This window comes from Rhizobium leguminosarum bv. viciae (assembly GCF_012276115.1).
GTDB classification, from domain to species: domain Bacteria; phylum Pseudomonadota; class Alphaproteobacteria; order Rhizobiales; family Rhizobiaceae; genus Rhizobium; species Rhizobium leguminosarum_T.
Genome location: NZ_WIEU01000006.1, coordinates 218,843 through 241,613, shown reverse-complemented (window position 1 = coordinate 241,613; position 22,771 = coordinate 218,843). Strand labels below are relative to the sequence as shown.

The following is a 22,771-nucleotide window of genomic DNA, read 5'->3' as shown; positions in this document are numbered from 1 at the left end:
TCCCCCTCAATTGAACCGGATGCGCGGATCGAGCAGCGCCAGCAGCAGATCCGACAGCAGCATGCCGACAAGGGTCAGCGCGCTCAATAGCAGGATGAAGCTGCCGGCGAGATACATGTCCTGCGAGATTAGCGCGCGGAAAAGCAGCGGGCCGGCCGTCGGCAGGTTCAGCACGATAGCGGTAATGGTGACGCCGGAGACAAGATGCGGCAGCACCCAGCCGATCGCCGAGACGAAGGGATTGAGTGCGATTCTGACCGGATACTTCAAGATGACCTTGCATTCCGGCAGTCCCTTGGCGCGGGCGGTGACGACATAGGGCTTGTGCAGCTCGTCGGTCAGATTGGCGCGCAGGATACGGATCATCGCTGCCGTACCGGATGCGCCGATGATGATGATCGGGATCCAGAGATGGGCGAGGAAATCGCCGACCTTGGCGAGGCTCCAGGGCGCCTCGGCATACTCAGGCGAGATCAGCCCGCCGACGCTTTGGCCGAGATATTTATAAGCGATGTACATCAGCGTCAGCGCCAGGATGAAGTTCGGTACGGCAAGGCCGATGAAGCCGAGAAAGGTGAAGACATGGTCGCCGACGGAGTGGCGGCGGACGGCGGAATAGATGCCGATCGGCAAAGCCACGATCCAGACGAAGAGCAGGCTTAGGAGCGAGATCACTAGCGTCGAGCCCATGCGCGCCCAGATCAGCCCGGAGACGGGCTGGCCCCACTCGAAGGAGTAGCCGAAGTCGCCGCGGCTGACGATGCCCCAGATCCATTTCAGATATTGGACATAGAAGGGGTCGTCGAAGCCGTAGATTTCCTTCAGCCGCTCGATCTGCGCGGGATCGACGGTCTGCCCGCTGTCGCTCATCGTGGCGATCATCGACGTCAGATAGTCACCCGGCGGCAGCTGGATGATCAGGAACGAGATCAGCGACATGCCGAACAGCGTCGGGATCATGTAGAGCACGCGCTTGAAGATATAGCCAAGCATCGGAATGTTTCTCCTCCCGTCGGGAAACACTGTGGCGCGCTTCCCCGGATATTCACCCGCTTTCGGCCTTCCGAGCCGAAAGCGCTCCCTCCGTCGCGTGTCATCTCATTTCCAGGTGAGATGCAGGACCTCCAGCCGATCGATATCAGGCACCTCCACCTGCGCGCGGCCATTCCCGAAGCTGAAGCTTGCGGCGCGGTCGGCAACGACGAGCCAGGCCTTCGCCACCGATCGGCCCTCCGGAATCTCCACCGAAACGGTCTGCGCTGCCAGAGGGTAATTGTCGCGGATCGGGCCCTTCATCATCATCGGGTTGGTGAGGTTGAAGAGGCTGAGCGCCAAGCCCTCACCGTTTTCGCGCAGCGCCAGATCGACGACACCCTTGCCCTTGACTGTGACACGCGGTGTCTTGCCGAGTGCCCAATGGATGGCGTTGGCGATGAGACGGGCGTGGTCGACCGCAAAGACCTCCCAGAAGATCTCGCCAATATTCCAGGGGATATAGACTGTGCGGCCACCCTTGCCAGTCTCGCGGGCGATGACAGCAGCACCTTTCGGGCCTTCACGCGGATAGACTTCTTCCATCGGCAGGTCAGGGAAGTCGGGAACGTAGAGGAAGGGTGTCGCCGCGTCGTCGGATGGATCGACATGGATCAGGCGGGTGCCGCCCATGATGCGCTCGGCGCCGTCGAAACCCTGGTTGATCGGGTGATCGCCGGAAAGGGCAACATAGGCGTTCTTGACGATGCCGCGCGGGCCGGAGACGTATCTGGCGCCGAGCACCTCGGCCAGACCGAATTCGTCACGCTTCTTGCCGAATTCGTCACGTAGCGACGTCTCGTAAGAGGCAATGACGCTGCCGCCGCGATCGACATAGGCGCGGATCGCCGCGTTCTGCGCATCCGAAAGGCAGGAGGCGTTGGCAAGGATGATGAGCTTGAAGCGGTCGAGGTTTTCCTCACTCAGCACCTGGTCCGAGAGCAGCTCGAAGGGCAGCCGGGCTTCGACGAGGGCGTGATAGAGACCGAGATCGTGTTTCTCGGCGGAATGCCGCTCTTCCGGCGCCCAGTGGCGCAGCGTTGTCGAGGGATCGATGACGGCGATTTCGGCGGTCGGCTTCATGCTTTCCAGCACCGGCTCGACGGCTGCCTGCAGGCCGAATGCGTCGGCCACCGGCTCGACCCAGCGTTTGTCGGGCACGACACCGTTGAACTTGGTGAACCAGGCATAGAGACCGTGGGCAGTGCCGTCATTGATCCAGAGCTGCATCTCCTCACCCGAGGTGACGGCATCCTTCCAGCGATATTCCTCCTCCGGGCCGATCGAGGTGATCAGCACGACCGGGCGGTCCGGGAAGGTGGCGCGGATGCGCTTGCCGTTGCGGCCAGCCGACCAGCCGAGCTCGAGGCCCTTGCGGCCCTGATGGTCAACGACGAGGAAGGGGCAGTGCCTGGCGATGACCGAGAGGTCGAATTCCATCAGCGATGCGCCGCCCATGTTCGGAATGAAGCTCGCATGCGGGCGGATCGCTTTGACGGCATCGTCCCATTGCGCGATCATGTCGGTCAGCACGCGGCGGCGCCATTGCACCCAGGCCTGCCAGGCCGGATCCTCGGCATCGGGTTTTACAGGCAGGGCGTGGCCGGACATGTCCTTGAAGCGGCGGGCGCTATCTTGGCTATAATCGACGCCGTGGCCCTGCCAGCGATTGGCAAAGACAGCATCGATATCGTATTTGCGGACGATCTCCTTGACCACCTCAGGCATGAAGACGCTGTTGTAGTCGCCATAGGCATTGGTCACCCAGACATCGGGATAGGCCCAGTGGCGGCGCGGCGTGCCGTCGGCATTGATCATCACCCATTCGGGATGGGCTTTGGCGGCATCGTCATGGATCGCATGCGGGTCGACGCGGGCCATGACATGCATGTCGAGCTTGCGGGCGGCATCGACGAGCGCGCCGAAGATATCCTTGTCGCCGAGATATTTGCTCACATAGTGGTAAGGCACTTCACTCGGATAATAGGCGATATAGCCGCCGGCACTGAGGCAGACCGCGTTCGATTTCGTGCGTTTGAAGACATCGATCCAGAAGGCCGGGTCGTATTTCTCCGCGTCGTCTTCCACGAAGGTCAGCTGGGTCCAGCGGGTCGCCGTCTTGAACCAATCCGGCGTCCTCAGCGTATGGGTGTTCTGTTTTCTGGCATCGAGCATCGTCTTCATCCAATCATTGGCAAAAGAAGGGCCTCGGCGCCAACCGGCAGGGGCCGGCGCCTGGCATGCATCATGGGGAATGGGTCATCAGGCCTTATAGAACTGTTCCGGCATGGTCGGGGCGGGCGTCGGCCAGCCGAAAGAGTTCGGCATGATCTTCGTGATGTTCTTCATGTTGTTCTTGACGATGCCGTAGCCGTCAGGCGGCAGCGAGATGCCGAAGACATAGAAATTGTCGGCGGCGCCTTGAAGGATCTGCTTCATGACATCGCGCTGGCCTGACGCGTCGGAGGTCGCCTTCAGCTTGTCGTAGAGCGCAAGCTGGCTCTTCGTGCTTTCCGGTGGTTCCTCGGCATTGGCATTGGCGCGGTCGCGATACCAGAGTTGCCAGGCCGGGGCATACATGGCGTTGGCATCGGTCGGCACGTAATAACGCGGGTCGAGCATGGCGGCGACGCCGCCATTTGCGCCGAACTGGTGGGCGGTCGCGTCGAAATCGCGGCCCTGGCGAACGCGCGTCTCCCAGAGCGAACGGTCCATCGAGCGCATCTGCGCATCGATGCCGACCGCCTGGAACATCGGGATCACCAGCTGGAAGAGATCGAGGAAGACGGCGCGCGCCTGGTCGATCTCGAAGATGATCGTCAGGCGGCGGCCTTTTTCGTCGAGGCGGAAGTTCTGGTCGTCGCGCTTCGGCACGAGCTGGTCGAGCATGGCATTCGCCTTGTCGACGTCATAGGCCGTGAACTGCGTGGCGAGCTGCTCATTGTAGAGCGGGTCCTCCTTCTTGACCGATGCCTGGGCAGGCGCCCCCTGGCCGACGAGCACCGCATCGATCAGCGACTGCCGGTCGAGTGCTGTCGAGAGTGCCGCACGGAAATCCTTGTTCCGGAAGAGCTTCCGCTTGGTCTCGTCATTGTGGTTCAGGTTGAAGATGAAATTCATCACATTGGCTTCGGTCGAAGTCAGCGTGTAGAAATCATAGCCGCCCTGCTCACGCGCATCGTAGAGAACCGACTTGTTGTTCGGCGTGGCGATATACTGGTCCATCAGGTCGACTTCGCCCTGCATGGCCTTCAGCAGCAGAACCTGCGGGTCGGCGACCATCTGGTAGACGATACGGTCCATATAGGGCAGCTGGTTGCCCTCGGTGTCGACCTTCCAATAGTAGGGATTGCGTTCGGCAACGGCGCGTTCGGTGTTTTCGCCGGGTGCTATCGTGAACATCCAGGCATGCACGCAGGGCTTCTTCGAGGAGTTCAGGAAGAAGGCGTTGTCGTCCTGGAAACCGGCGGCCGCCTGGAAGGAGGCGATCCAGCTTTCGAAGCCGCGTTGCTTGGCGAGTTCATCGGCCTTCGGATTGAAGTCGATGTGGAACTGCTCGAGATAATGTTTCGGCGTGCGCGTCGTCTGGTCGTTGTTTGCCCAGGCGACCTGCAGCGGGAACAGGCCGTTCGGCTTGTCGAAGGTGACCTTGAAGGTCTGTTCGTCGACGATCTCCAGCTTGGCCGGCTTGCCGCCGGACTTCCAGTGATCCTGACCGACAAAGGCGACGCGCTTGTCGGTGAAAACGGTGTCGTACCAGAACTTGATGTCGGCGGTAGTGTAGGGATGGCCGTCCGACCATTTCATGCCCTTGCGCAGGCGGATCGTATAGACCTTGGAGTCGGCGTCGCCCTCGAAGGACTCGGCGACATTCAGCGTCACGCCAGACCAGTCGGGCGTATAGCGCAACAGCGGCTCGTAGGCCTGGTAGCGGAACAGCATCGACAGCGACCCGCCGCCGACCAGCGCCATGTTCCAGTCGCCGCCGTATTTGCCAACGCTTTCGACCGGTTTGACGACGAGTGGATTTTCAGGAAGCCGCTCTTTCAGCCCTGGCAGGGCGCCGCTTGACACCTTCGTTTTCAGGATATCCGCTTCCTTGAAGTCAGCGGCGAAAACCGGCAAGGCCGGCAATATCAGGGCGGCCGATGTCCCGGCCAGAAACGCACGTCGTTTCAGCTTGATCATAGGGGATCTCCTCCAAAAAATCCGTGCCCTTATCATTATTTTTGCTGTGGGGTTTGGATGGGGAAAAGATTACATTTGGATATTGTTAGGTAAAGCGTTATGTTTACGTTAGTGTATAAATTTGCTTTACCGGCGCGATTGCTATAGCCAGCGCGCATCAATCGAACGCTGAGGTGCCACGTGGGAAGCAGGGGCCGGGTTACATTGCAGACGATCGCGCGGGAGGTCGGCCTGTCGAAATATGCGGTCTCGCGCTCGCTTGCCGGCAAGAGCGGCGTCAGCGAGGAAACGCGCGCGCTGATCCGCGAGACTGCGCAGCGCCTCGGCTATACCAAGCCCGCCGGGCAGGGCTCCACCGGCGAGGTCGCGGTTGTCTTTCACGATCTCGATGCCGTCAACAGTGAGCTCTATATGCAGGTGCAGAACGGTGTGCAGCGCGAGGCTCACCGGCTTGGCATGACGCTGCGCGTACGCTGGACCCATGATTCCGGCCAGTTGGAGGAGCTGGCGCGCACTTGCGACGGGCTGATGCTCGTCGGTCCGCATGCTCGTGAGGCCGTGGCGGCGGTAAGTGCCACCGGCGTTCCGATCGTGCGTTTCGGCTGGGTCGATGCGCTCGAACAGATCGACCATGTCGGCGGCACCGACCATGAGGCAGGGCAGGCGGTGGTGGAGTATCTGGTAGGGCTCGGCCATCGGTCCATTGTTTACGTCTATGGCATGCCAGGCCTGCGGGGGCGCCAAGAGCGGCACTACGGTGCCCGCGAAATCGCCGAGCGTTATCCTGACGTTGCGCTTCATGTTATGCAGTTCGACGAAGAGAATGGCTTCAGCGCGGCCTTCCGAGCGCTCGTGGAAAAAGGCATCCGGCCGACGGCTTTTTTCTGCGCCCATGACGGGCTGGCACTGACCGTGGTTTCCGAGCTGCTCGGTCAAGGATATCGCATTCCCGACGATATTTCGGTCGTCGGCTTCGGCGACTACTCGCCGGCAACGCAGATCTCGCCGGCGCTGACGACGGTGAGGATGGAGGGGCAGGAATGCGGGGCGGTCGGGCTGCGGCTTTTGCTCGAGCGCATCGAGAATCCACGCCTGCCGGGCATGCCGGCGCGGCGTATCATGATTGCCTCGCGCATTATCGAGCGCCGCTCGGCCGGACCCTGCAAGGCGGCGGCGAGCGTCGATGCCGCCGAGGTTTAACCGCCGAGCGAAACAATCGCAGCCTTGACTGCGTCCGCGCCGGGCCTGGTCGGCCGGTATTCCAGACCGACGGCGCCGTCGTAACCGTTGGCGAAGATCCAGTCGAGGCGTCGGGCAAGGTCAATATTGCCGGAGCCCGGTTCGTTGCGGCCAGGGTGATCGGCGACATGGACGTGGATGATACGGTCGAGACGGCCGTTCAGCACCTCCTCGGTGCGCTCGTCCATCACGGCGGAATGGTAGATGTCGTAAACGATGCCGATCTCGGGGTGGGCGACGTCATCGATGATGTCGAGGCCTTCCCGGGTCGAGTCGAGGAAATAGCCGACATGGTCGATGCGGATATTGAGCGGCTCGACGCCGAGACGGACACCGCTGCCTTTGAGGATATCGGCGCCGGCTCTCAGCGTTTCGGTGAGTGCCCTGCGCTGTTCTTCGCGGCTCAAGCCCGGGAGATCGTCGCCCGCCTGGGCAATCAACACCGGCGCGCCGAGACGCTTGGCGACAGCGACGGATTCGGCAAGGCCTTTCAGCCAGGCCTGCCGGTTGGCAGTGTCGGTCAGCGCGATCATCGGTTCGGCGACGAGGCTGGAGACGGCAAGGCTGGTTTCCTTCAGCGCCGCCTCGATCGCATCCAGATCCTTGTCGGTCCAGCGCCAGAATTCGATCGCCGTCAGGCCGGCCGCATGGGCGCGGCGGATGCGATCGGCAAAGCTGTCGCCCTCTTCGGCAAACAGCCACTCTATGCAGGCTGAATAACGTCGCATGAAAACTCCTCCCATCTGTTGATGCAGGCATGCGACAGATCGGCGCCTGCCGCAAGAGGAGTGCAGGCGCTTGACGCCCGGTGTTCATTGGCGGAACACTCAGCACATCAGGCCGGGATCTCCGGCCGTTTGCGGAGGAAGACATGGATCTCGGATTGAAGGGAAAGACTGCCGTCATAACAGGTGCGTCGGTCGGCATCGGGCTGGCGATCGCCGAGGGGCTGGCGGCTGAGGGCGCCGACCTCGTGCTGGCAGCCCGTGGCGGCGAACGGCTCGAGGCGGAAGCCGCCCGTATCGCCGAGAAGTACGGCGTCAGCGCCGCCGCTGTAGCGGCCGATGTGGCGACAGTTGCGGGAACCGAGGCGATCATCGCGGCGGCGGCCGCAAAAGGTGGCGCCGATATCCTCATCAACAATGCCGGCACCGGATCGAACGAGACGGTGATGGAGGCGCCCGACGAGAAGTGGCAGGACTATTGGGACCTGCATGTGATGGCGGCCGTGCGGCTGGCGCGCGGCATCGCGCCGCAGATGAAGGAACGCGGCGGCGGGGTGATACTGCACAATGCATCGATCTGCGCCGTCCAGCCGCTCTGGTACGAGCCGATCTACAATGTCAGCAAGTCGGCGCTGATGATGTTTTCGAAGACGCTTTCGACCGAGCTCATCAAGGACAATATCCGCGTCAACTGCGTCAATGCCGGTCTGATCCTGACGCCCGACTGGATCAAGACCGCCAAGCAATTGACGGCGGAAAGCGGCGGCAACTGGGAAGGCTATCTGCAGAGCGTCGCCAACGAGCACGCCGCCTCCAAACGCTTCGGCACGCCCGAGGAGCTGGCTAACGTCTTCGTCTTCCTGAGTTCGGAACGTGCGAGCTATTGCATCGGCTCGACCTATTTCGTCGATGGCGGCATGCTGAAGACGATTTAATCGAGGCGGCTGACGAGGCGCGCGGCGGCCGGTGCTTCTCAAGGCTGCCGCGCGAGCCTGTGGCCGTTGCCGATACAAGCTATAAATAATAGCTATTTTGTTGTATGTTCACGCTTTTGACGCTATTTGCCTGCTATTGGCAGGATAAATACTACAATTTCTACAAGGCGACGACGATGCTGACGAAAAAGGGAAAATACGGGCTGAAGGCGCTGGTCGACCTGGCGCGGCTGGCGCCGGGTGAGACCGCCTTCATCAACGACATCGCGGCCCGCAACAATATCCCGAAGAAGTTTCTCGACACGATCCTGCTCGAACTGCGCAATGTCGGCATCCTGCGCTCGAAGAAGGGACCGGGCGGCGGCTACTCCCTGTCGCGGCCGGCAACCGAAATCCGCATCGGCCATGTCATCCGCACGCTCGACGGGCCCTTAGCGCCGATCCGCTGCGCCAGCCGTACGGCTTACGAGGCCTGCGACGACTGTGCCGATCCGGAAACCTGTCAGGTGCGGCGCTCGATGACCGAGGTTCGGGACGCGATCGCTGCCATTCTCGACAATATGACCCTCGAGCAGTTCGTCGCCGACGGGGGCCGCATCGACGGCGCGAGGGAAGAATTCCCGATCTCCGCCGCCAGTTGAATTAGGTCCTCCCAGGCTCTGACATATATTCGCCTGCGGTGTGCAGCAACTTATCCCGCGCCAGCGATAGCGCGTGAATGCGGGCATTGCGCCAATGGCGGTCGAGATTGAGGCCGATGCCCGCCGATGTTTCCCCTGCAAGTTCGAACAGCGCATTTGCGGTGTCGAGCGCCGTTTCCCCGGCAAGGATTACGGCCGCCGAGGCGGAGAAATGCGCGTCCGCCATCGCGGCCTCAACAGGATTGACCTGGGCAATGTCGAGTTTGCGGCCAGCCCGTTCCAAGGCTGCCGCCGCCATTTCGATGCGAATGGCGCGTTCGCCGATCTGGGGAAGGACGGTCGTGCTACGATCGCCAATTGCGGTCATCAGGTCGCTCCATGCGGCCCGGGCGATGCCCAGGCTGACGCCCGCCTTGAGCAGCAGGCCGAGCGAGATGCCGGTCGAATGTCCGGAGGAGGGAGCAGGCGCAATCGCATCGGCATTGACATGAAGCGTTCCGACGATCGCCGTCGCCGATCCATTGGTGCGCTGGCCGAAGCCGTCCCAATCATCGACCACCTGCACGCCTTCTTCACCGCGTGCGAGGTAGAGCGTCACCGGGCGGCTGGGAGGAGCGGTGGCGGCAGCGGCGATCCAGTCGGCGAATAGAATACCGGGCGCCTGCCACGTGCGCCCGCTCAGGCGGTAGCCTGGACCTTCGGCAGTCAGTTCGGTGCCGTCGGTGAAGGCGGCGCCCGCGAAGCGGTCGCCGAGCAGCACACGGGCAAACAGCGATGCCTTCAAATCCTCGGAAGCTTGAATGCGGAGCGTTTCCAGCGCAGAAAAATGACTTTCCAGCGCCTCGCCGATCGAGGCATCGCCCTCGGCGATGATCGCAACGATTTCGGCGAGCAGGGCGTTCGACACGTCGAGCCCTTCATGGTCTGGCGGAACAGTGATTGCCGTCAGCCCCGATACAGACAGCGCATCAAGCTCGGCAAAGGGCAGGATGCGGTTGATATCACGCTCGCTCGCCTGATGCCGGAATGCGGCGGCGAGGTCGCGGGCCGTGGATATCGCCTCCTCTTCGCTTTCGATGCGATGCGCGGGAGGCCTGAGGCTCTGATGAAACTGCGATACCGTTCCCATCGGTCACTCTTTTCTCGACGGATACAGGAGTGAGGGATTGCCCCTCGAATGATAAGGCCGGTTTTTCTACAAAACCCGAATGGTTTGGATTTTCTTACCAGCTTGATTGCCTTGTCCTTTACTCTACTTAGGGTGTGGGGCTTCCTTGAGAAATATGATGAGCGACTCTCGTGCTCGCAACAGCGAGGTTTCGAAAATGGCACGCCAGCCGAGACCGCGTCTGACGCTGGATATTGCCGCTATCCCAACCTATGCGATCGGCGATATTCACGGCCGGTACGACCTGCTTGTGAAAGCCGAGGAGGCGATCCTGCGTGACGGCGCGCGGCTGCCCGGGCGAAAGCTGATCGTCACGCTCGGCGACTATATCGACCGCGGCCCGGAATCGGCACAGGTCATTGCCCATCTGATGGAGCCGCCGCCGGACGGATTCGATCGCATCTGCCTTGCCGGCAATCACGAAATCGCCATGCTCGACTATATCGACGGCTGGGCCTCCTATGATGATTGGATGCAGATGGGGTCGGCGGAGCTGCTCAAATCCTATGGCCTCGATCCGGAGCATCTGCCACTGATCTTCCCCTCCGGCGCGAAGCTCGATGCCTTCATTCGTCATTCGTTGCCGCGGACGCATATCGATTTCATGCGGGCGATGCCGGTCATGCTGGAGACGCCTAGCGTGATTTTCGTGCATGCCGGCATCAATCCGAAGTTGCCGCTCGGCAAGCAGACGGACGAGGATCTGGTCCTCATCCGCCAGCGGTTTCTCGAAAGCCGGGTGCCGTTGCCCAAACTCGTCGTTCACGGTCATACGCCGAATGATGAACCCGACATACGGCCGAGGCGGCTCAACATCGATACGCGCGCCTATCGCAGCGGCAAACTCACCGTCGCCCGCTTGTGGCAAGGCCGAGTGCATCTGTTTTCGACCTGACTTCCGTTTCCTCAGCCGGTGGGATCGTCTCAGACGACCCCTTCGTCGACCGGCTCCGTCTTCGCTGGTTCTACAGTGGCCGGCCGTTTACGGCCCCAGCCGCGCAGCACGACGTAGAAGACCGGCGTCAGGAACAGGCCGAAGATCGTCACGCCGAGCATGCCCGAGAAGACGGCGGTCCCGAGCGACTGGCGCATTTCGGCACCGGGGCCGGTGGCGATGGCAAGCGGCAGAACACCGAAGATGAAGGCGAACGCGGTCATCAGGATCGGGCGCAAGCGAAGATGGCTGGCCTCGATCGCCGCCTCCACCGGCGACTTGCCCTCCTCTTCCGCTTGCCTGGCGAACTCGACGATCAGAATGGCGTTCTTGGCCGCAAGGCCGATCAGGACGATCAGGCCGATCTGCGTCAGCACATTGTTGTCCATTCCCCTCAGGGAGACTCCGATCAGCGCCGCGAGCACCGCAAGCGGGACGATGAGAATGATCGCGAGCGGCAGAACCCAGCTTTCATATTGTGCCGCCAGCGCCAGGAAAACGAAGACGACGGACAGGGCGAAGATGTAGATGGCGGTGTTGCCGGTGTGGGTCTCCTGATAGGCGAGTTCCGTCCATTCGAAGGTCGTCCCTTGCGGCAGGATCTTCGCCGCCAGCGCTTCCATCTTGGCGATGGCATCGCCCGTCGACGTGCCCGGCGTCGGATTGCCCTGAAGCGGCACTGAGACGTACATGTTGTAGCGCTGGACAAGCGCCGGGCCGCTGGCATCCTGGATGTCCATCAAGGTTCCAAGCGGAACTAGCGCGCCGGTCGCCGAGCGGACTTTCAGCGCAAGGATGTCTTCCCGGTCCATGCGATATTGCCGGTCGGCCTGGGCGCGAACCTGGTAGACGCGGCCGAAAGCATTGAAATCGTTGACGTAGGCGACGCCGAGATTGATGGAAAGGGCGTTGAAGATATTGGGAATCGGCACATTCAGGAAGCGCGCCTTGTCGCGGTCGATCGCCAGGAAGTATTGCGGGCTGGCATCGGAGAACGTCGTAAAGACGCCCGTCAAACCCTCGGTCGTTGCGGCTGCACCCATCATCTGCCGGGCGAGGCCGAGCGCGCGCGTCATATCGGCGTTTTCGAGATCGGAAATCTGCATCTTGAAGCCGCCGGAATTGCCGACGCCACGCACGGATGGCGGCGGGATGGCAATGATGAAGGCTTCCTGGATGCTTTGCAGTTTGCCGAAAAGCTCGCCGATAATCTTGTTGGCGTTCTCGCCGCCTTCTTCACGTTCGGCAAAGGATTTGAACGGGACGAAGACGACGCCGGCATTCGAGGCATTGGTGAATGTCGCTCCGCTGAAGCCGGCAAATTGCACGGCGTTGCCGACGCCGGGCACGGTGCGGGCGATTTCGCCCACCTCTTTGACGACGGCGTCGGTACGCGCAAGCGAGGCTCCATCAGGCAGCTGTATGACGATGATCGCGTAACCCTGGTCCATGGTCGGGATAAAGCCCGCGGGAACCCGCGTGCCCATGTACCAGGTCGCGCCGAGCAGGCAGACGAAGGTGACCATCGCGGCGGTCAATCCTACCCAGCTGCTGACCAGATGCCGAACGGTCCATGAATAGCCGGAACTCAGCCGATCGAATCCATGGTTGAAGCCGTCCGCAAGCCCTCTTCCCAGGCGTGATGCGACATTCGTGCGCTTGGTTTCATGGTCATGGGCTTTCAGCAATATGCCTGCGAGCGCGGGCGACAGTGTCAGCGAATTCAATGCGGAAATTGCAGTGGTGACAGCGATCGTGACCGCGAACTGCCTGTAGAACTGGCCAGAGATGCCTGGAATGAAGGCCGTCGGCACGAATACCGCGATCAGCACCAGCGAGATGGCGACGACGGCGGTTCCGACTTCGTCCATCGTGACATGGGACGCCTGCTTCGGCGTCATCCCGCGCGCCAGATTGCGCTCGACGTTTTCCACCACCACGATCGCGTCGTCGACGACGATACCGATTGCCAGCACGAGGCCGAACAGGGTGAGCATGTTGAGCGAGAAGCCGAAGGCCAGCAGGACGGCGAAGGTTCCGATCAGCGATACCGGGATGGCAATGATCGGAATGATCGCGGTTCGCCAGGATTGCAGGAAGACGAGAACGACGATTGCCACCAGGATGGCCGCTTCGGCGATGGTTCGATAGACCTCGGTGATCGAATCCGAGATGAATTCGGTCGTATCGTAGACGATGCGATATTCCAACCCTTGAGGAAAATTCTGCGAAAGGTCCTTCATGATCGTCTGGACCTGCTGGGCGGTGTCCAGGGCGTTGGTTCCCGGCCGGGCGAAGATGCCGAGAGCAACCGCGGGATTGTTGTTGAGATAGCTGTTGGTGACGTAATCCTGCGCGCCGAGTTCGATACGGGCGACGTCCTGCAACTGCACGAGCCGGCCGCTGCCAGTCGATTTCACGATGACATATCGGAACTCGCGCACGTCGGAGAAGCGCCCGTCCGTTCGCACCGTATATTCGAACGCATTCTTGCCGGTCACGGGTGGGGCGCCGATCTTGCCGCCCGACACCTGGACGTTCTGATCTCTCAGCGCGGCGACGACGTCATCGGATGTCATCCCGTAGGCGGAAAGCTTTTCCGGGTCCAGCCAGATTCGCATCGAATACTGGCGCTCGCCGAAGAGCTGCACGTCGCCGACGCCGTCAAGGCGGACGAGAACGTCGCGGATGCGGTTGCGGGCGTAATTCGAGACGTAAAGCTGGTCATAGCGGTGCGACGGCGACAGCAGGTGCACCACCATCATCAGATCGGGCGAGCTTTTGTCGGTGGTGACGCCAAGCCGCTGGACTTCCTCGGGAAGACGGGGAAGGGCGATGGACACGCGGTTCTGGACAAGCACCTGCACCTTGTCGAGATCGGTGCCGAGCTTGAAGGTGATCGTCAGCGACATGGCGCCGTCGGCGCTGGAGTAGGACGACATGTAAAGCATGTCTTCGACGCCATTGATCTGTTGTTCGAGCGGCGTCGAAACGGTATCGGCGATCGTCTGCGGGTCGGCACCCGGATAAGAGGTGCGCACGACGATGGTCGGCGGCGCTATCTCGGGATACTGCGATACCGGCAATTGCGTATAGGCAATGCCGCCGACGACGAGAAAAAGGATCGAGATGACCGCCGCAAAGATCGGCCGGTCTACGAAAAAATGAGCAAATCTCATTGTCCGTTCTCCGCGCCGGCGGTTTCGGGCGCTGTGTCCTGCCGCTCCGGCGGCAGTTCGGTCATCTGAGGCGTGATCTTTGCCCCCGGCCGGGCGCGCATCAGGCCGTTGACGATGATCGTCTCGGTGCCGTCGAGGCCCTCGCGTATGACGCGGTAGCCGTAGAGACGCGGTCCGGGCCTGACGGGCTTGGTCGACACCGTGCCGTCTTCGGCGACGACATAGACGACGCGCTCATTCTGGTCCGAGCCTATTGCCTCGTCGGGGACGAGAATGGCCTGGTAGGTGTTGGAGGCTTCGACCTGTATGCGACCGAAGAGGCCGGGCTGAAGGACGAGATCGGGGTTGGGGAAGCGGGCACGCAGACGAATGGTGCCACTCTCATTGTCGACCCGGTTCTCGGCGAAATCGAGCTTCCCCTTGAATGGCTTGGCGGTGGGATCCGAGATTGTGACGGATACATCCAGGCCGCCGCCACCCTGCTGGAGATCCTTGCCCAGTTTGCGCGCGGTGTCGGCGAAATTCAGCAGGCGGCGCTCATCGACGTCGAAATAGAAATCGATCGGGTCGAGCGAAACGATTGTCGTCAGCACTGTCTGGTCGGTCTGCACGAGGTTGCCGGCCGAGATCAGCCGGCGGTCGATGCGGCCGCTGAGCGGCGCCTTGATCTCGGTATACTCCATGTCGAGAGACGCGCGATCGGCTGCGGCCTGCGCGCCGCGGACATTGGCCTCGGCCGAATTGAATTCGCGGCGGCGATCTTCCAGCGTCTGCGCCGACTGACTGCCGCTCGAAGCAAGCGACTGCGCGCGCTTATACTGCGCATCGGCAAAGACCAGGGCGGATTGCGACGATTCGAGCGTCGCCTTTGCCTGATTGAGCGCGGTTACGAATGGCCTCTGGTCGATGACGAAGAGCAGATCGCCCTGCTTGACCAAGGCACCGTCCTGGAAATGGATTTCCTCCAGGTAACCACCGACGCGCGAACGAACGGAGACTTCGTCGACGGGCTCGAACCGGCCGATGAACTCGTCGCTGTCGACGACATCGCGAACGACCGGCTTGGCGACGGTGACGGGTGGCGGCGGCGGGGCGTTTTGGGCCAGCGCGGGGAGGGGCATGAATGCGGCGATACAGGCAAGCACCACCATCTGTCGAAGCGCGTAAGTCATACCGGTCCTCCAATCTCGACGGCCGATTCACTGCCGCCAACCTCAAGATGAAGTGATGCTGTTCATGTCTCGCTGCTTTGAACGAAGGCCTCTGGCCCCCGTGATTTCTCCGGCGTTCAGTCCCTTGGAAAAGGAAGGCCGGCAGGCAATGTCGATCAGAAAAATCGTAACCCTATGGAATTGGAATATAAACGGCAGCGGCGAAAAATTGCAAATGCCAATTGGCTGCGGTTCTGGAATCCATCAAAACGTCACAGAGGGCATCAGCTCTCGACGATCTCGTCTCTGCCGGGCGGCAGGGCAGTGAGTTCGGTCCAGTACCACAGAATTGGGGCAGAGCTGGGCTGCGGCATTTTCGCCGCTGCCGTTGAATCTGTCGTCTATGCTCTTGTGCAGTGTACATGCTCAATATATTTACCGATATTATGAGGATGCTTATAAATAACGGTCACAGGTTTTCATGAACGCCACTCCGACCCTCGGTTTCCTTCTCCACGACGTCGCACGGCTGCTGCGTAAGCGGTTCGAGCAGCGCGCGAAGTGCCTTGGGCTGACCCGGTCGCAATGGCAGACGCTTGCCTATCTCTCGAATAACGAAGGTATCCATCAGGGTGGCCTTGCCGAAATCCTCGAAGTCGAGCCGATCACGCTGGTGCGCATTCTCGACAAGCTCGCCGAGCGCGGGCTGATCGAGCGCCGCCAGCACCCGACCGACCGGCGTATCTGGATGCTTTATATGCGCGACGAAGCGCACCCGCTGCTTGCCGAAATGCGCGAGCTCGGCGACACCACCCGCGCGGAAGCGCTGCAAGGTGTACCGGCCGAGCAGCGCGAGCAGCTTTTCCACATCCTATCCGTAATGAAGACGAACCTGGTTCAGGCATGCCGGAGCCCGGTTGACGAGAATGAGACGAACGATGGCTGATCAATCTCCCCTCCGCGTCGTTGCCGACGCCAATGCCAAGACCGAGACCCCTGTCGAAGAAAACGAAACGAAACAGCAGGAAACGGTAGCCGAAGCGCCTTCATCCAATTCAGCGCCGGCTGCCGCCGTGGCTGCGCCTGGCGGCAACAAGGTCCGCCGCCGGCGCAGTCTCACGCGGCCGATCCTGTTTGCCCTGCTGCCGGTGGCGCTCGCCGTTGGCGGTTATTATTACGTCAATGGCGGCCAGGTGATGTCGACCGACAACGCCTATATCCAGGCCGACATGGTCGGGCTTACCACCGATGTCTCGGGTATCGTCGACCAGATCGATGTGCATGAGAACGAGGCGGTCAAGGCGGGACAGGTGCTCTTCAGCCTGCAGTCGGATTCTTTCAAGATCGCGCTTGACGGCGCCAAGGCGCAGCTCGGCGCGCAGCGCAACCAGATCATGAATCTCAAGGCCAGCTATCAGCAGTCGCTTGCCGAGATCACCCAGGCGCAAGCCGATCTGCCCTATTATCAGGATCAGTTTGACCGGCAGCAGAACCTCGTCAACAACGGCAGCGCGACGCAGTCGGCCTATGACGAAGCCAAGCACAATCTGGAAGCCGCGCAGCAGAAGGTTGCCGTCGCCAAGGCGGAAGCTGCAACGACACTCGCCCAGCTCGGCGGCAATGCCGACCAGCCGACCGAGGAAAACCCGCTCTACCTGCAGGCCAAGTCGCAGGTCGACAATGCCCAGCGCGAACTCGACCACAGTGTCGTCAAGGCGCCGTTCGACGGCATCGTCACCAATGTCAACGCGCTGCAGGTCGGCTCCTACCTGCAGGCTTCGCAACAGGCCTTCTCGCTTGTTGCCACCGACCATCTGTGGATCGCCGCCAGCCCGAAGGAAACCGAGCTTACCTATGTCAAGCCCGGTCAGACGGCCGAGATCTATGTCGACACCTATCCCGGCGTGACTTGGAAGGGCAAGGTCGAGAGCATCAGCCCGGCCTCCGGCTCCAGCTTCTCGCTGCTGCCGGCGCAGAACACCACGGGCAACTGGGTGAAGGTCGTCCAGCGCATTCCGATGCGCGTCAGCATCGAGGCCGCCGACGGCAAGCCGCCGCTGCGCGTCGGCATGAGCACGGTGGTCGATGTCGAGACCGGTCATGCGCGCGGCCTGCCTGATTTCGTCAACAAGCTTCTGGGCCGGCCTCAGGGCAAGGGTCATGAGTAACGCTTCCGCTTCTCCGGCGACGCCGATTGCCAATCGCGGTGCGATCACAGCCTGCGTCATTCTCGCCGTCATCATGCAGGCGCTGGACACGACCATCGCCAACGTGGCGCTGCCCTATATCCAGGGCAGCGTGTCGGCCTCCGCCGACCAGATCAACTGGGTGCTGACCTCCTATATCGTCGCGGCGGCAATCATGACGCCGCCGTCGGGCTTCCTTGCCGCCAAGTTTGGCCGCAAACGCGTGCTGCTCGTCGCCATTGCCGGCTTCGTGGCGGCCTCCGTTCTCTGCGGCCTGGCGCAATCGCTGAATCAGATCGTCGCCTTCCGCCTGCTGCAGGGGCTGTTCGGCGCGTCGCTGGTGCCGCTTTCCCAGGGCATCCTCCTCGACATCTATACGGTCGAGGAGCGCGGCTCGGCCATGGCCCTTTTCGGCGTCTCGGTCATGGTCGGGCCAGTGCTTGGGCCTGTCATCGGCGGCTGGCTGACCGACAATATCAGCTGGCGCTGGGTGTTTTATATCAACGTGCCGATCGGCGCGCTGGCCTTCATGGGCATCGTCGTCTTCGTCACCGAGACCAAGAGGGATCTGCTCGCCAAACTGGACTGGTTTGGCTTCGGGATGATGAGCCTCGGCATCGCCGCGCTGCAGCTCTTCCTCGACCGCGGCGAGCAGCTCGACTGGTTCTCTTCCGGTGAGATCATGCTCGAGGCGTTGGTCTGTGCCTCAGCCTTCTATCTGCTGATCGTGCATACGCTGACGGCCGAGAAATCCTTCGTAAACCCGAAGCTGTTCCTCGACCAGAATTTCTCGATCAGCATGATCTTCATCTTCGTGGTCGGCATTACCTATCTCGCCTCACTGGCGCTGATGACGCCCTATCTGCAGACGCTGATGGGCTATCCCGTCATCACCGCCGGCATCGTCATGGGGCCGCGCGGGCTCGGCACCATGCTCTGCATGTTCATCGTCGGGCGGCTGGTCGGCAAGGTCGATACGCGCGCGTTGCTGGCGCTCGGCTTGGGGCTCACCGCATGGGCGATGTACGACATGACCGGCTGGACACCCGACGTCTCGCAATGGACGATCGTCTCGGTCGGCTTCATCCAGGGCTCCGGCCTCGGCTTTCTGTTCGTGCCGCTGACGACAATCGCTTTTTCCACGCTGCCCGCCCATATGCGCGGCGACGGCACCGGTCTTTATAACCTGTCGCGAAACATCGGCTCGGCGGTCGGCATCTCGATCGTCTCGGCGCTGATCGTCGAGAACACGCAGAGCAATCATGAATCGATCGCGGCCTATGTGACGCCGTTCAACCACGCCTTCAATGCGGTGGCTGCGCAGGGGCTGAGCCCGGTGACGGCGGCCGGCCGCGCCTCGCTCAACGAGATCATCACGCTGCAAGCGACGATCATCGCCTATATGGACGATTTCAAGCTGCTGATGCTGATGTCGCTTGCGGTCATTCCGCTGGTGCTGCTGCTGCGCAAGCCGAAGGCAGCACCCGCCGTCGACCACAGCGCCGTCATGGAATGATCAGCGGAACGGCTTGCTGAGATACCGAGATCCCTGAATGCCGAAGCGCCACGGTGCTTCGGCATTTTTCGTGATGCCGATGCGTTTTCCCGAGACGATCGGCACGGGTGCTGACGGCGCGATCGCATAGGGCGGTTGATCGAGCAGCCTGTCATTGATCGCGATATCGATGCCGAGCGCCTGGCAGAGCTTGCCGGGACCGCTGCAGAGCGACGTCAGCATATCGGTGCCGCGCCGTTCGATCATCGCAGAAATTCCCGTTTCCGGTTCCAGCGCGCGGATGAGTGCAGCCGAGCCCGGATGGCAGACGAAATTCAGGCACCAGTACATGCCGTAGATGCGGTAAATATAGACATTGCCCGGCTTGCCGTACATAGCGCCGTTGCGCTTGGTCGGGCCGCGGAAGCTGTGCGAAGCCTCGTCATCGGGAAAATAGGCTTCGGTCTCGGTGATGCGTCCGCCGACGCCGTCCACGGTCAGATGGCAGCCGAGCAGGTCGCGAGAGACGGCGATCGCATCGCGCTCGAAAAACGTCCTGAGGCTTTCGCCGGTGAGCGTGCCGGTGCCGATCGCCCCTGATATCGTTCCACCATCGGTCATGGACGACGCAGATAACATTCAGCGCGCTCGCCGTCATCCCGAAACCGCTTCATGTTTTTCGGCCGGAGACATCAGCGGCCGGCATTCGGATCGCGCATCGGGATCGAGGATGATGTGACCGAGACCGGGTCGCTTGCCGGGAAGGTATCTTCCAGACCCTCCTCCAGCTCTTCTTCGAGCAAAGCGGGATCCTTGCTGCGTGCGCCGTCGCTATGGGCAGGTTCGATTGCGGCGGCAAGCAGGGTCTTGGCCCGCAAGACGGCATTTTCCGACGTCAGCTCAGGCGTGCTCCGCAGCGTCACGGCAATGCTGTCTTCGCCTTCGCCGCCGAATTCGACGACGAAGCCATCTTCCGTCTGGTATACGGTGATATCGCTGAGTGCCATGGCCGTTCTCCGAGGGCGATCACATTAGCAATGCGCGTTTTAGTGAGATGCATTTTAGTGAAGCGCGTTTTCGGAATTTTGTCGAGCGAAGACCTTCACTAGCCAGTCGATGAAGAGGCGCACGCGTGGCGAAAGCTGGCGGTTGCGGGGGTAGAGCAGGGAAACCGGTGTCGGGGTCAGCGGAAAATCCTGCAGTATCTGGACCAGCGTTCCCGCGGCAAGGTCTTCTTCGGCGTGATAGCGCGGGATCTGGATCATGCCGAGGCCCATCCTCGCCGCTGAAATATAGCTTTCGGCGGCGTTGACCGCGACGATGGCGGGAATGGTGATGTCACGCACCGTGCCGTCGACGGTGAATTCGAGCGGCAGCAGGCTGCCGGTGCCGCTGGAGTGGAAGCCGACCATGCGATGGCCGGCAAGCCGGTCGGGATCCTGCGGCAGGCCGTGGCGGGCGATGTAGGCAGGAGAGGCGACAGTCACCTCATCGAGCATGGCGACGCGCCGGGCGACCATGTCGCTATCTCCAGGCGTGCCGACGCGCAGCACGCAATCAATGCCCTCACGCACGAGATCGACCAGCCGATCGCCCTCGCTCATGTAGAATTCGATCTCCGGATAGGTCTCCAGGAAGGACGGCAGGCTCGGCAGCACGAAATGGCGGGCGAGCGTGCCGTGCACGTCGACGCGCAGCATGCCCTTCGGCTTGGCGCCGGCGAAAGCGCCTTCGGCTTCCTCAATATCGGCAAGGATCGACAGGCAGCGTTGGTAATAGGCCTCGCCGTCAAGCGTCGGGCTGACGTGGCGCGTCGTGCGCTGGAGCAGGCGCACGCCAAGACGGGCTTCCAGCCCCTTTACCGCATCGGTGACAGTCGAGCGTGGCAGGCCGGTGTCCTCGGCGGCAAGCGTGAAGCTGCGGCGATCCACGACACGGCAAAACACGCGCATGGCGTCAAATCTGTCCATCTGTTTGTTCGTTATTCCCGGATAGTGATGCGGAATAATGCCCGATTATCCGCAAAAGGAAAGGGCGCATCTTCTCCTCATCGAAAACGCGCTGCGGCGCAGAATGAAGGAGAAGGACAATGGCTTCCAACGAAAACAAGGTCGCATTGGTGACCGGCTCGTCCCGCGGCATCGGAGCAGCGGTCGCCGAGCGTCTCGCCAAGGACGGTTTCACCGTCGTCATCAATTATTCCGGCAATGCCGCCCCGGCCGAGGAACTGGCAAGGAAGATCGAGCAGGCCGGCGGCAAGGCGCTGACGGCGAAAGCCGATGTCAGCGACACCGAAGCCGTCCGCCGCATGTTCGATGCCGCGGAAACCGCTTTCGGCGGCGTCGATGTGCTCGTCAACAATGCCGGCATCATGATGCTCTCTGCGCTTGCCGAGGCCGATGACGTCAATTTCGATCGCCAGATCGGCGTCAATCTCAAGGGTACCTTCAATACGCTCAGGGAAGCCGCCAAGCGTCTGCGCGACGGCGGCCGGGTCGTCAACTTCTCGACATCGGTCGTCGGCCTGAAGCTCGAAACCTACGGCGTCTATGCCGCTACCAAGGCAGCCGTGGAAACGCTGACGGCGATCATGGCCAAGGAGATGCGCGGCCGCAACATCACCGTCAACGCCGTCGCGCCCGGTCCTGTCGCCACCGAGCTTTTCCTCAACGGCAAGTCGGACGAACTCATCGCCCGCACGGCGAAGATGAACCCGCTGGAGCGCCTCGGCACACCGGAAGACATCGCTTCTGCGGTTGCCTTCCTCGCCGGCCCGGACGGCGGCTGGATCAACGGCCAGACGCTACGCGCCAATGGCGGAGTGATCTGACGAAGCCGGCGGCTTTATGGCCGCGCTCGTTCAGAGCTTTCCATTTGCCAACCAACCCCAATCGGAAGGAATACGATCATGAGCAAGCAAGTCATCGTCATCACAGGCGCTTCCAGCGGTTTCGGCGCTCTTACCGCCCGCGCCCTCGCAAAGGCCGGCCATACCGTCTATGCCGGCATGCGCGCCACCAAACGCCGCAACGCTCCGGCCGTCGCCGATGCTGCTGAATTCGCCAGGGAAAACAATGTCGATCTGCGTTCGGTCGAACTCAACGTCGCTTCCGACGCTTCAGTGGAGGCCGGCGTCGCCCGGATCATCGCCGATGCGGGCCGCCTTGACGTCATCGTGCACAATGCCGGCCATATGTCCTTCGGCCCGGCCGAAGCCTTCACGCCGGAACAGTTCGCCGAGCTTTTCGACATCAACGTGCTCTCCACCCAGCGCGTGAACCGAGCAGCACTTCCGCATTTCCGCAAGCAGGGCAGGGGCCTGGTGGTCTGGGTATCGTCGTCGAGCAGCCGCGGCGGCACGCCTCCCTACCTCTCGCCCTATTTCGCTGCCAAGGCGGCGATGGATTCACTTGCCGTCTCCTATGCCGGCGAGCTTACCCGCTGGGGCATCGAGACCTCGATCATCGTGCCCGGCGCCTTCACCAAGGGTACCAACCATTTCGCCCATTCCGGCTCACCCGCCGATACGGCCCGCGCCGCCGAATACAATGAAGGGCCCTACAAGGGCGTGCCGGAACAGGCGCTGCAGGGCCTGGCAGCGCTCGAACCTGCCGACGCCGATGCCGGCGCGGTTGCCGCGGCCATCGTCGATGTCGTCGGCAAGCCGTTTGGCACCCGGCCGTTCCGCGTCCATATCGATCCGTCCGAGGACGGCGCGGAGATCGTCAACGGCGTTGCCGACCGGGTCCGGGCGGAATTGTTCCGCCGCATCGGCTTCGAGGACCTGCTGAAGCCGGCTGTCAGAAATTGAAACCAGGCCGCCGCCCGCGCGGGAACATGGGAGCCAAGCCCTCATCGCAATTATGTGAACGTGCTTGCGGAATTTTTCCTTACAATC

Annotated in this window: 19 protein-coding genes; 9 read left to right on the top strand and 10 right to left on the bottom strand. The window is 61.8% G+C overall.

From position 1 onward, the window contains the following. Positions 1-6 precede the first annotated feature (6 nt). The 3 genes from GFM02_RS14195 to GFM02_RS14185 form a co-directional block, all read right to left on the bottom strand. The gene (locus GFM02_RS14195; protein WP_168321947.1) at positions 7-993 is read right to left on the bottom strand and encodes an ABC transporter permease; all 987 of its coding nucleotides are present in this window, start codon (positions 991-993) and stop codon (positions 7-9) included. Positions 994-1,098: 105 nt separating this feature from the next. Continuing rightward, on the bottom strand, positions 1,099-3,207 hold the full coding sequence (locus GFM02_RS14190; RefSeq protein ID WP_168321946.1) for a family 10 glycosylhydrolase: 2,109 nt from the start codon (positions 3,205-3,207) through the stop codon (positions 1,099-1,101). Positions 3,208-3,294: 87 nt separating this feature from the next. After that, complete coding sequence (locus GFM02_RS14185; protein WP_168321945.1) at positions 3,295-5,220, bottom strand: ABC transporter substrate-binding protein; 1,926 nt, start codon at positions 5,218-5,220, stop codon at positions 3,295-3,297. A 180-nt stretch (positions 5,221-5,400) separates the two neighbouring features. Here GFM02_RS14185 and GFM02_RS14180 point away from each other — a divergent pair, with 180 nt between their 5' ends. Continuing rightward, entirely contained in the window at positions 5,401-6,420 is a 1,020-nt protein-coding gene (locus tag GFM02_RS14180; protein ID WP_131666157.1) for a LacI family DNA-binding transcriptional regulator, read from the top strand. On the opposite strand, the gene GFM02_RS14175 is transcribed toward GFM02_RS14180, so the two are convergent. Next, a complete protein-coding gene (locus GFM02_RS14175; protein ID WP_168321944.1) occupies positions 6,417-7,187 on the bottom strand; it encodes a TIM barrel protein in 771 nt (256 codons plus the stop codon). The genes GFM02_RS14180 and GFM02_RS14175 overlap by 4 nt on opposite strands. A gap of 143 nt (positions 7,188-7,330) precedes the next feature. Between GFM02_RS14175 and GFM02_RS14170 the strand changes: the two genes are divergently transcribed. Together GFM02_RS14170 and GFM02_RS14165 are read left to right on the top strand one after the other, a co-directional pair. Beyond that, on the top strand, positions 7,331-8,119 hold the full coding sequence (locus GFM02_RS14170) for an SDR family NAD(P)-dependent oxidoreductase (protein ID WP_168271783.1): 789 nt from the start codon (positions 7,331-7,333) through the stop codon (positions 8,117-8,119). 176 nt (positions 8,120-8,295) lie between these two features. Then, a complete protein-coding gene (locus GFM02_RS14165) occupies positions 8,296-8,760 on the top strand; it encodes an RrF2 family transcriptional regulator (protein WP_026265406.1) in 465 nt (154 codons plus the stop codon). Position 8,761: 1 nt separating this feature from the next. On the opposite strand, the gene GFM02_RS14160 is transcribed toward GFM02_RS14165, so the two are convergent. Continuing rightward, a complete protein-coding gene (locus tag GFM02_RS14160) occupies positions 8,762-9,889 on the bottom strand; it encodes a monooxygenase (RefSeq protein ID WP_168321943.1) in 1,128 nt (375 codons plus the stop codon). A gap of 157 nt (positions 9,890-10,046) precedes the next feature. Between GFM02_RS14160 and GFM02_RS14155 the strand changes: the two genes are divergently transcribed. Next, complete coding sequence (locus GFM02_RS14155; RefSeq protein ID WP_020051383.1) at positions 10,047-10,823, top strand: metallophosphoesterase family protein; 777 nt, start codon at positions 10,047-10,049, stop codon at positions 10,821-10,823. Between the two features lie 29 nt (positions 10,824-10,852). Here the strand turns inward: GFM02_RS14155 and GFM02_RS14150 are convergent, their stop codons facing one another. Then, positions 10,853-14,041 (bottom strand): efflux RND transporter permease subunit, encoded by a 3,189-nt coding sequence (locus GFM02_RS14150; protein ID WP_168321942.1) that lies wholly within the window; start codon positions 14,039-14,041, stop codon positions 10,853-10,855. Further along, on the bottom strand, positions 14,038-15,213 hold the full coding sequence (locus GFM02_RS14145) for an efflux RND transporter periplasmic adaptor subunit (RefSeq protein WP_168321941.1): 1,176 nt from the start codon (positions 15,211-15,213) through the stop codon (positions 14,038-14,040). The genes GFM02_RS14150 and GFM02_RS14145 overlap by 4 nt, the downstream gene beginning before the upstream one ends. 460 nt (positions 15,214-15,673) lie before the next feature. Here GFM02_RS14145 and GFM02_RS14140 point away from each other — a divergent pair, with 460 nt between their 5' ends. From GFM02_RS14140 to GFM02_RS14130, 3 genes are read left to right on the top strand one after another with little or no spacing between them, the layout of a single operon-like run. Further along, the gene (locus GFM02_RS14140; RefSeq protein WP_020051379.1) at positions 15,674-16,138 is read left to right on the top strand and encodes a MarR family winged helix-turn-helix transcriptional regulator; all 465 of its coding nucleotides are present in this window, start codon (positions 15,674-15,676) and stop codon (positions 16,136-16,138) included. Next, positions 16,131-17,360: an HlyD family secretion protein gene (locus tag GFM02_RS14135; protein ID WP_168321940.1), complete on the top strand. Its 1,230-nt coding sequence runs from the start codon at positions 16,131-16,133 to the stop codon at positions 17,358-17,360. The genes GFM02_RS14140 and GFM02_RS14135 overlap by 8 nt, the downstream gene beginning before the upstream one ends. Next, positions 17,353-18,894 carry a DHA2 family efflux MFS transporter permease subunit gene (locus tag GFM02_RS14130; protein WP_168321939.1) on the top strand — a complete coding sequence of 514 codons (1,542 nt, stop codon included), beginning with the start codon at positions 17,353-17,355 and terminating at the stop codon, positions 18,892-18,894. Before GFM02_RS14135 ends, GFM02_RS14130 begins: the two co-directional genes overlap by 8 nt. Here GFM02_RS14130 and GFM02_RS14125 read toward each other — a convergent pair whose 3' ends face one another. The 3 genes from GFM02_RS14125 to GFM02_RS14115 are packed head-to-tail and all read right to left on the bottom strand — an operon-like array spanning position 18,895 to position 20,843. Next, complete coding sequence (locus GFM02_RS14125; RefSeq protein ID WP_168271790.1) at positions 18,895-19,512, bottom strand: DNA-3-methyladenine glycosylase; 618 nt, start codon at positions 19,510-19,512, stop codon at positions 18,895-18,897. Between the two features lie 53 nt (positions 19,513-19,565). After that, positions 19,566-19,880: a hypothetical protein gene (locus GFM02_RS14120; RefSeq protein WP_168271791.1), complete on the bottom strand. Its 315-nt coding sequence runs from the start codon at positions 19,878-19,880 to the stop codon at positions 19,566-19,568. A gap of 54 nt (positions 19,881-19,934) precedes the next feature. After that, on the bottom strand, positions 19,935-20,843 hold the full coding sequence (locus GFM02_RS14115; protein ID WP_168321938.1) for a LysR family transcriptional regulator: 909 nt from the start codon (positions 20,841-20,843) through the stop codon (positions 19,935-19,937). A gap of 119 nt (positions 20,844-20,962) precedes the next feature. Between GFM02_RS14115 and GFM02_RS14110 the strand changes: the two genes are divergently transcribed. Together GFM02_RS14110 and GFM02_RS14105 are read left to right on the top strand one after the other, a co-directional pair. Beyond that, a complete protein-coding gene (locus GFM02_RS14110; protein WP_168321937.1) occupies positions 20,963-21,703 on the top strand; it encodes an SDR family oxidoreductase in 741 nt (246 codons plus the stop codon). Between the two features lie 78 nt (positions 21,704-21,781). After that, positions 21,782-22,684, top strand: a complete 903-nt coding sequence (locus GFM02_RS14105; RefSeq protein ID WP_168321936.1) for an SDR family oxidoreductase — start codon at positions 21,782-21,784, stop codon at positions 22,682-22,684. The last annotated feature ends 87 nt before the right edge of the window (positions 22,685-22,771 follow it).